The organism is Nitrosomonas oligotropha (assembly GCF_009833085.1).
Taxonomy (GTDB): Bacteria; Pseudomonadota; Gammaproteobacteria; order Burkholderiales; family Nitrosomonadaceae; genus Nitrosomonas; species Nitrosomonas oligotropha.
Genome location: NZ_QRBZ01000019.1, coordinates 21,753 through 30,544 on the forward strand (window position 1 = coordinate 21,753; position 8,792 = coordinate 30,544).

5 protein-coding genes are annotated in these 8,792 nt (G+C 52.2%); all 5 read right to left on the reverse strand.

Annotated features, from left to right (window positions below; genetic code table 11):
- On the reverse strand, nt 1-1,611 hold the full coding sequence (locus tag ABD07_RS06500; RefSeq protein WP_160817625.1) for a peptide chain release factor 3: 1,611 nt from the start codon (nt 1,609-1,611) through the stop codon (nt 1-3).
- Nucleotides 1,601-3,673, reverse strand: coding sequence for an ABC transporter ATP-binding protein (locus ABD07_RS06505; protein WP_160817626.1), 2,073 nt, complete (start codon nt 3,671-3,673; stop codon nt 1,601-1,603). The genes ABD07_RS06500 and ABD07_RS06505 overlap by 11 nt, the downstream gene beginning before the upstream one ends.
- Nucleotides 3,670-5,178 carry an ABC transporter permease gene (locus tag ABD07_RS06510; protein ID WP_160817627.1) on the reverse strand — a complete coding sequence of 503 codons (1,509 nt, stop codon included), beginning with the start codon at nt 5,176-5,178 and terminating at the stop codon, nt 3,670-3,672. The genes ABD07_RS06505 and ABD07_RS06510 overlap by 4 nt, the downstream gene beginning before the upstream one ends.
- Before the next feature lie 280 nt (nt 5,179-5,458).
- Complete coding sequence (locus tag ABD07_RS06515; RefSeq protein WP_160817628.1) at nt 5,459-6,478, reverse strand: PstS family phosphate ABC transporter substrate-binding protein; 1,020 nt, start codon at nt 6,476-6,478, stop codon at nt 5,459-5,461.
- A gap of 198 nt (nt 6,479-6,676) precedes the next feature.
- Nucleotides 6,677-8,398, reverse strand: a complete 1,722-nt coding sequence (locus ABD07_RS06520; RefSeq protein WP_160817629.1) for an OprO/OprP family phosphate-selective porin — start codon at nt 8,396-8,398, stop codon at nt 6,677-6,679.
- Nucleotides 8,399-8,792: the final 394 nt, after the last annotated feature.

Sequence of the window (8,792 nt, forward strand, 5' to 3'; positions counted from 1 at the left end):
TTATCCGTTCATGTGGTTCTGAAACACCAGTCCGGCGTGCTCGCGCAGTTTATGAAAACGGATGGCGGGCCAGTTTTCTTCCGCCACACTCAGTTCCGCGCCAAACGAGGCCAGAAATGTCGGTGCATCGACGGCGTCGTAAGCGATGCGGTGCGAATTGGCTTCGATAAAGCGCTGCAATTCGCGTGGATCGTCACAGGTAATCCAGCGTGCCAATTGATATTTGGCCGAAGCGATGCGCGCCGCGACACCGTATTCATGTTGCAGGCGGTGCGCGACCACTTCAAATTGCAGCGTACCGACAGCGCCCAGCAACAGCATATTGCCCAAATGCGGGCGGAATACCTGGATTGCGCCTTCTTCTCCCAGTTGCGCCAATCCCAGTTTCAATTGTTTACTGCGCAACGGATCGGCGATTTCCACGGTGCGGAAGATTTCCGGCGCGAAAAAGGGCAGTCCGGTAAATTGCAGCACTTCGCCTTCGGTCAAGGTATCGCCCAGTTGCAGCGTGCCGTGATTCGGTATGCCGATGATGTCGCCGGGGTACGCTTCTTCCAGAATGTCGCGGCGCTGCGATAAAAAGGACACGACGGTGCTGGTGCGGATATCCTTGCCATTGCGTGCGACCTTCAAATTCATGCCGCGTTTGAAGTGTCCCGAGCAAACGCGCACGAAGGCGATGCGGTCGCGGTGCGCCAGATTCATGTTGGCTTGGATTTTAAACACCATGCCGGAGAATTTCTTTTCATCCGGCTGTACTTCGCGCTGAATGGCATTGCGTGATTCCGGCGGCGGGGCCAGATCGACCAATGCATCGAGAATTTCGCGCACGCCGAAGTTGTTGATCGCTGAGCCGAAGAAAACCGGGGTTTGTTTACCGGCGAGGAAGGCGGCATGATCGAAAGTCGGGGACGCGCCTTTGATCAAATCGATTTCCTGCATTGCGGTGGACAGTCCTGAACCGAAGCGTTGCTGGATTTGCGGATCGTCAAAACTGGCGATCACTTCGTTTTCATTGTCGACGCGGTCCGATCCCGGCTGAAATACCCGCATGCCATTGTTTTGCAGATCGCATACACCGTGGAAATTTTTTCCCATGCCGACCGGCCAGGTGAAGGGAATGGTGGTCATGCCGAGCGTGCGCTCGATTTCGTCGAGCAGATCGAGCGGCTCGCGTACTTCGCGGTCCATTTTGTTGACGAAGGTGACGATCGGCGTGTTGCGCGCGCGGCACACTTCCAGCAGGCGCAGCGTTTGCGCTTCGACGCCGTTGGCGGCATCGATCACCATCAATGCCGCGTCGACGGCGGTCAGCACGCGGTAGGTGTCTTCCGAGAAGTCCTGGTGGCCGGGGGTATCGAGCAGATTGATGACGCAATCGCGGTATTCCATTTGCATGACCGAACTGGCCACCGAAATGCCGCGCTGCTTCTCGATTTCCATCCAATCCGAAGTGGCGTGGCGGCTGGCTTTGCGCGCTTTGACGCTACCGGCGATATGAATCGCGCCGGCGTACATCAGCAATTTTTCCGTCAGCGTTGTTTTGCCCGCATCCGGGTGGGAAATAATGGCGAACGTGCGCCGCCGCGATACTTCTTGATCAATGCTCATAATCGGTAGTTCTGTGTTCCTGTGAATAAAGATAACAATGGGCGCTATGCGTGGCGCTGAACGAGCTGACTGGCGGATAGGCTGTGCGGCAAACCGGCATGGCATGCGCGCAGCGCGGATTAAAATGACAGCCCGTCGGCGGTGCTGCCGGTGACGGTAAATCTCCCGTGAGCGGAATGATGTGCCGCACGGGATCCGCTTCAATGTGCGGAACCGACGACAATAACGCTTGTGTGTACGGATGCCTGGGGTTGCTCATCACCTCGTCGATACGCCCGTGTTCGACGATACGCCCCAGATACATCACCGCCACTTCATCGGCCAGATACTCGACAACCGCGATATTGTGGGTAATAAACAAAAATGCAAGTCCTAAATTATTTTGCAGCGATTTGAGCAGATTCAGAATCTGTGCTTGAACCGATACATCCAGGGCGCTGGTCGGTTCATCGCAAATCAGCAATTTGGGATTGACCGCCAAGGCACGGGCAATCGCGATGCGTTGCCGCTGTCCGCCGGAAAATTCATGCGGAAAGCGCCATTTTACCTCAGCAGGCAGGCCGACACGCTGCAATAATGCATCGATTTCGTTTTCTGGAGACTGAGCGGATGCAGCCGTATCGTTGCCGGAGTAACCGGTTTGATAAGCTTTTAAAGCATTAATGCCTTCTTGCAGGATTTCAATGATGCGCATGCGCGGATTCAAAGAAGCATAAGGATCCTGAAAAATGATCTGCAACTGCGAACGTACCGGCCGCAACTGACTGCGCCTCAATCCGTTCAGTTCCTGTTCCTTAAACCGCACATTGCCCGCCGTGGGCTGGATCAATTGCAGAATGCTTTTTCCGATCGTGGTCTTGCCGCAACCGGATTCGCCCACCAGCGCCAGCGTCTTGCCCGCGGCAATTTTCAACGACACACCATCGACTGCTTTGACGTGACCCACGACACGTTTGAACAAGCCTTTGCGAATCGGGAAATGCACTTTCAGGTCAGTGACTTGCAACAGTACGTCATCCGTTGCCAGTGGAGTCGATGGCGTTACGTGCACGGCTTCCTGCACTGCTGGGGTGGCGCTGGCAGCGGCTTGAACGGCGTTGTTGCCATATAAATGACAGCGGACCTGATGTTGACCGGAAATCGTGTGCCATTGTGGAACGGTATCGCGGCACTGTGCCAGCGCCTGATTGCAGCGGTCTACAAACCGGCATCCGCTAAATTGCTGCGCCAGTGACGGCACATTGCCTTGAATGACGGTTAACGCTTGATTGCGTTTCTGTTTTCCGGGCAATGCGGCGAATAATTGCTGCGAATAGGGGTGGCGCGGGTGATGAAAAAAATCGTGCCGGGTTGCCAGCTCGACAATTTCACCGGCGTACATCACCGCGACGCGTTGCGCCATTTCCGCCACCACGCCCAGATCGTGCGTAATCAGTAAAATGGCCATGCCTTTCTGTTGCTGGATGCGCCGCATCAGATCCAGCACTTGTGCTTGTATGGTGACATCCAGCGCGGTGGTCGGTTCATCGGCAATCAGCAGTTCCGGTTCACCGGCGAGCGCCATTGCGATCATGACGCGTTGCTTCATGCCGCCGGAAAATTGGAACGGGTATTCATGCATGCGGCGTGCCGCATCGGGTATGCCGACTTGTTCCAGCAATTCCCGGATGCGTGCTTGCATGGCTTCGTGCGATAGATTCAAATGCTGCTGTAGTACTTCTTCGATTTGTTCGGCGATGGTCAGAACCGGATTGAGACTGAGCATCGGTTCCTGAAAAATCATGCTGATACGCTTGCCGCGGATTTTACGCATGCCGGTTTCGGGCAATTGCAGCAAATCCGTGCCGCCGATGCTGATTTTGCCGCCAACGATTTCACCAACATCCGGCAGCAAGCGCATGATCGACAGCGCTGTCATTGATTTGCCGCAACCGGATTCACCCAATAACGCAAATGTTTCCCCGGGTGAGATGGTCAGGGTCAAACCATCAACGGCGCGTACCGGCGCATCGCCGGTGTGCAGCACGGTTTCGAGATTTTCTATTTCCAGCAAGGTATTCATGGATGAGGGGAAGATTTTGCCGCTGCGGTTGCTTCGGGCGCGTTGTCTTTCACGTGCTTATCTTTTTTGCCAAAACGCGGCAGTACCGTGCGTTGCCGTAATGTCCGGATGCGCGGGTCCAATGCATTCTGTACCGCATCGGCAAACAAGTTGGCGCTCAGCACCAGGGTAAACATGAAACTGAACGCCGCCAGCAAGGCCCACCACACCATCGGTTCACGCGCCATTTCCAGCCGCGCCGCGTTGATCATGGTGCCGAAACTGATCATCGACGGATCGACACCGACGCCGACGTACGACAACACCGCTTCGGCCAGCACCAATCCGCTGAAATCCATTACCGTGGCGATTAGCACGATATGCATCACGTTCGGCAAAATGTGGCGGCTGATGACGCGCCAATGCGAAACGCCGAATGCATGCGCCGCCTGGATATATTCCAGTTCGCGCAGTTTCAGCGTTTCACCGCGCAACAACCGGCACAGACCGGTCCAGCTGGTAATGCCCAGGATCATGCAGAGAAACAGCAACCGCAGATCGGCGCGCGATGCAATGGTGTCGAATAATTCCGGGTGGGTTTCGATATACACCTGCATCATCAATACCGCTGCGGCGATCAGCAAAACACTGGGGATTGAATTCAGCGTCGTGTAAATATACTGAATGACATCATCGACCCAGCCGCGGAAATAACCGGCCATAATGCCCAGCAATAATGCGAACGGCAGCATGATGAGCGTGGTTAGCGTGCCGATCACCAGCGCGACGCGTATGCTTTTCAGCGATTGATACAAAATATCCTGTCCGACCTTGTCGGTGCCCAGCACATGATAATGCCCAGCCAATGCAGTGATACAGCCGATGATGAGCAACAAAATGAGCAAGGTGATCAAGATGGCGCGCCAGGGAATTTCGGTGTTGCGGCGCCAGATGGCCATCAGGTATAGCGCGAAATTCTGCCGGCTGCGTTGCGATAGCCGGGCGATTAAGCCAACGGACAGTACGCTCCAGATCAGCAAACCGCAGGCCAAGCCTTTTAACGCAAGTTGCGTGATATCGGCAGTGTGTTCCTTGTCAGGATCTTGCAAATGTGCGCCGCCAAACTGGAGCCGGGCAAAAGTCCGTACTTGTTTGCCATCCAGCTCGATGGTTTCTTTGGCGTACAAATGCGCTGCCAGCGGCGCGGAGTAGGTTTTCTCCACTTGCGTGCGTAACGGCGCTACCAGCACATCCAGCAAACTCAGCACTTCGACGCTATAAATCGTCTCGCCCTGATTATTCTTGTGATCCAGCGCAGGGCGGAAATGCACCGTGTCCAGCAAGCCAACCGTCAGGAAAAAGATCAGTACGGTGAGTGAGGACATGCCGCTGGCGCTATGTCCCACGCGTTTCCATTGCGCCAGCAGATGTTCATGGCGGCGGACATACCAGACGACAGAAAATACAATGGCGACAAACAAATAGATCAGCGCATCGGTCCACAAAATAATCGGGCTAAAAGACATGGTCAGGATGGATGGCTCTGCGGCGATGAGGCCGGTTTAATTACACAAAATCATTCATATCATAAATGAATGCTGGGATTTTTTGAAAATTTATCAATACCGGTAAACCGATCAATGCATTAAGGCAGGATACAGTCTAACATCGATAACGGTTAAGGTCGCGTGATGATGGAGAATCCGCGCATGAAAAAGGAGGCAACAGTCCGGGCGAGTGTTTCCGTAAGATCTCTGCCCGGCGCTGTTGTGTGGAGGATGTATTTATTGCTGCGAACGATATTTTTTAGAAATTCTCATATTGCAGCCGGTCTTCACGCCTGATCAGCTCGTCAATCGTAAGACCGATTGCCGGTTTACCGCTGAATACCGAGCCCGCCCGTTTATTGTTGAAGTGTTCCAGCATGGTGGCATAAGCTCTGGGCGGGAGAGGAAAGAACTTAACTTCTTTTACCGCGAGAAGCGCATTTTTCATATAGAACTCCACAAATGCCTTGACCTCGGGTTTCTCAGCCGCCTTGATATTGACGTAAATAAAAACCGGACGGGATAGCGGCTGATAGCTGCCATTTTCCACGGTTTCGGCAGAAGGAAGAATCGCGCCCTTGCCGCTGTCAATCGCAACGGCGGTTACTTTGTCCTGATTCTCGATGTAATAGGCGAAGCCAAAAAATGCTAAGCCGTTTTTATTACCCGCCACATTGTTTACCAGCACATTGTCATTATCGGATTCAGTGAAATCATGACGGCTGGATTTGGCTTTGCCGACAATGGCCTCGGTGAAGTAATCGTAAGTGCCGGAATCCTCGTCAGCGCCGGATAGCTTTATGGCTTCATCCGGCCATGCCGGGTTGATTTGATTCCATTGGGTGATTTTACCTTGCGCCGCAGGTTCCCAGATTTTCTTCAACTGCGCGACGGTCATTGACGTACTCCAGGAATTTTCCGGATTGATCGCCACCGTCAGCGCATCAAATGCCACGGGTATTTCGACATATTGCACGCGGGCGCTTTTACAATCTTTCATTTCACTATTCAGAATCGGGCGGGAAGCATTCACGATATCAATCTCGCCACGGCAAAATTTCTTGAAACCGCCGCCGCTGCCGGAAACGCCGACGGTAACGTTAATCGCGTTCTTTTTTGCGGTTTGGAAGTTGTCCGCGATGGTTTTGGTGATCGGGTAGACGGTGCTGGACCCGTCTATTTTAATAACCGCTTGTGCATTGGCAACACTGGTGGAGCCAATCAGTATTGCCATTGAAATTGCTGCGGTGAGTTGCTTGAAGGTATAAGGTTGCGACATTTCATTCTCCTATTTGAGATGATGCGGCGTAAATGACGGCATTCAAGATGCCGCGCATGAAAATGTTAACGCATGTTTTCCAATGCTGTCATGCGGGTAAAAACGTAAGCGTTGATAAATTGCAAGCTTTTTAAAATCGAGCATTCAGGAAACCGCACTGAATACTCGATTTTTGCACTATTTTTCAGCTGCGGGTTTTTAGAAATCAATCGTCCACTGTGTCAGGAATGCACTCAGATCGCCATTGTTCCAGCCATGCGTACGCGCTCCGGCACCGCCCGAGTAACCATTGGTATTCGTGGTTGGCGTTGCTGCGGTATTGATATCCAGCATATGAATGACATTGGCCTGAAATTTAACATTGGAATGCGGATACCAGTTTAAGCCGAATCTGACCATGTCGGCGCGGCCTCCTTTGATGACGCCGGAATTCATGTCAATGTAATCATAGCCGAATGCAACTTCCCATGCGCCCCAGCCGGTGCCGTTCCAATGAAAGGGCCGGTTAGGCTTGATGCGGTTTGCCGCGCCGTTTCTGACGTGATAGGCCTTCGACTCACCGGTCAGGAAGTAGCTGACAAAGCCATAATAACCGGTCAGGTGTTCGCTGTCATAACCGACACCGTTGATATTGGTGCGCAAATACTCGCCTTGCGCCGAGAATGGTCCGTAGACAAACCAGCTTTCCGCGCCGTAGCGATCATAACTGGTGACTTGACGGCGATTGGGGTCGTTCAACGCACCGGTGCTCAGGTTACCGGTATTCAGGATATTGGTGCGATCCACGTTGGTTCCCGGAAAGGCAAAGAACGACATACCGCCGCCGCCACCGATCTGACCTTCTCCGACCATGGTGCCGTCGGCGCGATATTGTGTGTTGACATCGGTATGTCCGGCAGAAACACCGACATGGAAAAACTTGGTGTCATCAATCATCCAAGGTCTGCCGCTGACACGGCCAATACCTTGCCAGCCGGTGTCGCCGGAGCCGTTGTTACGATTCTGGTTACCGTTGGCATTGACGGAAGTCGATGCGGAAGACCATCCGCCGATGGGTTCGGTTTGGAAAGCAATACCGGTTTGAAATCGCTTAACCGCATAATTGGCGCCGATACCCGTTTTATAGGTATTGGGGTTATCGACGAACGAATTGACGGACATATGCCGTTCGATAAAAGTCAGATAGCGGTTACTGGCGGCTTCTTCCAAGCTGAACGGCTCCTTGAACGAGCCCAGTTTGTAAGAAAGCGCATCGGTATGATTCAAGCGCACGAACGCATCGGTAATTCCCGATCCGACGGTACCGTTGCCCCGGCTGAAGTCATATTCGAACTTGTAATCCCAGATTTTATAAAAGGTACCTTCGATGCCCAAACGTGCACGGCGGATATTCATGCCGCTATTCAATTCGTTTGCGGTACTCGCGCCGAAAGCGGGGCTAGGGTCATTGATAAAGTTGTATTGCGAGGCTGGCTGAATCCGTCCATTCATCGATACTGAGAAATTGCCGTCCTTGGTTGACCAATGTAGGCCGCGATCATCAAAGTTCCCGTGTATTTTTTCAACTTCCTTGACACGCTCCTCAAGCACCGAAACCTGATTCTTCATCTGCTCCTTCTCAGCTTTTTCCCGCAACCTGACCAAGCGGTCGCCCGCCGGTTTATTCTCCGCCTCCGCTGTCCGGTCCTCTGGGGTGGCAGTTTGTGCAGGTGTTGCTAATATGCTTTTAGAAGCTTCTTTCTTGGCCGATGCTTTTTCTGATTTCTCATATGTGCCCATATGAACGCGGCCAGGGCCGGGTTCCGCAAAAATTTGCTTGGTTTTTGTATCAACATATAAATCGAGTGCATGGGCGCTGGATAGAACACCTAAATTGATTAACGCTGCGGTTGCCAGGGTAAGTCTGAATAATTTCTTCATCTGTCGTTGATCCAGGGTTGAAAAAGTGAGTCATCTAAGGTGGCAACCGTTATATAGAATCAATGTTACAGTTTTATGACAGTTACATTTTTTTTACGTTTTTATGACACAGCTTGTTATCCGGGATCGCAGTGCTGGCAGGTTAACTACTTGAAATAGTGATTATTAATTTCTAAAATAGCGGATGCATTCAACGCAAAGGTAACAATGACGTTGCACAATGCATAGTTTGACTTTCTTGGATTGACGGGAACTTTCATGACGAGAGCACCTGTCTAACCAGGTACTTAACAGGGGAATATGATCTCTCATGTTAAGCACCTAATTCTATTAACTAACTGACTTATTATTATTTAATAGGAGGAAAATAAAATGGCAACAACTTATGGCACGA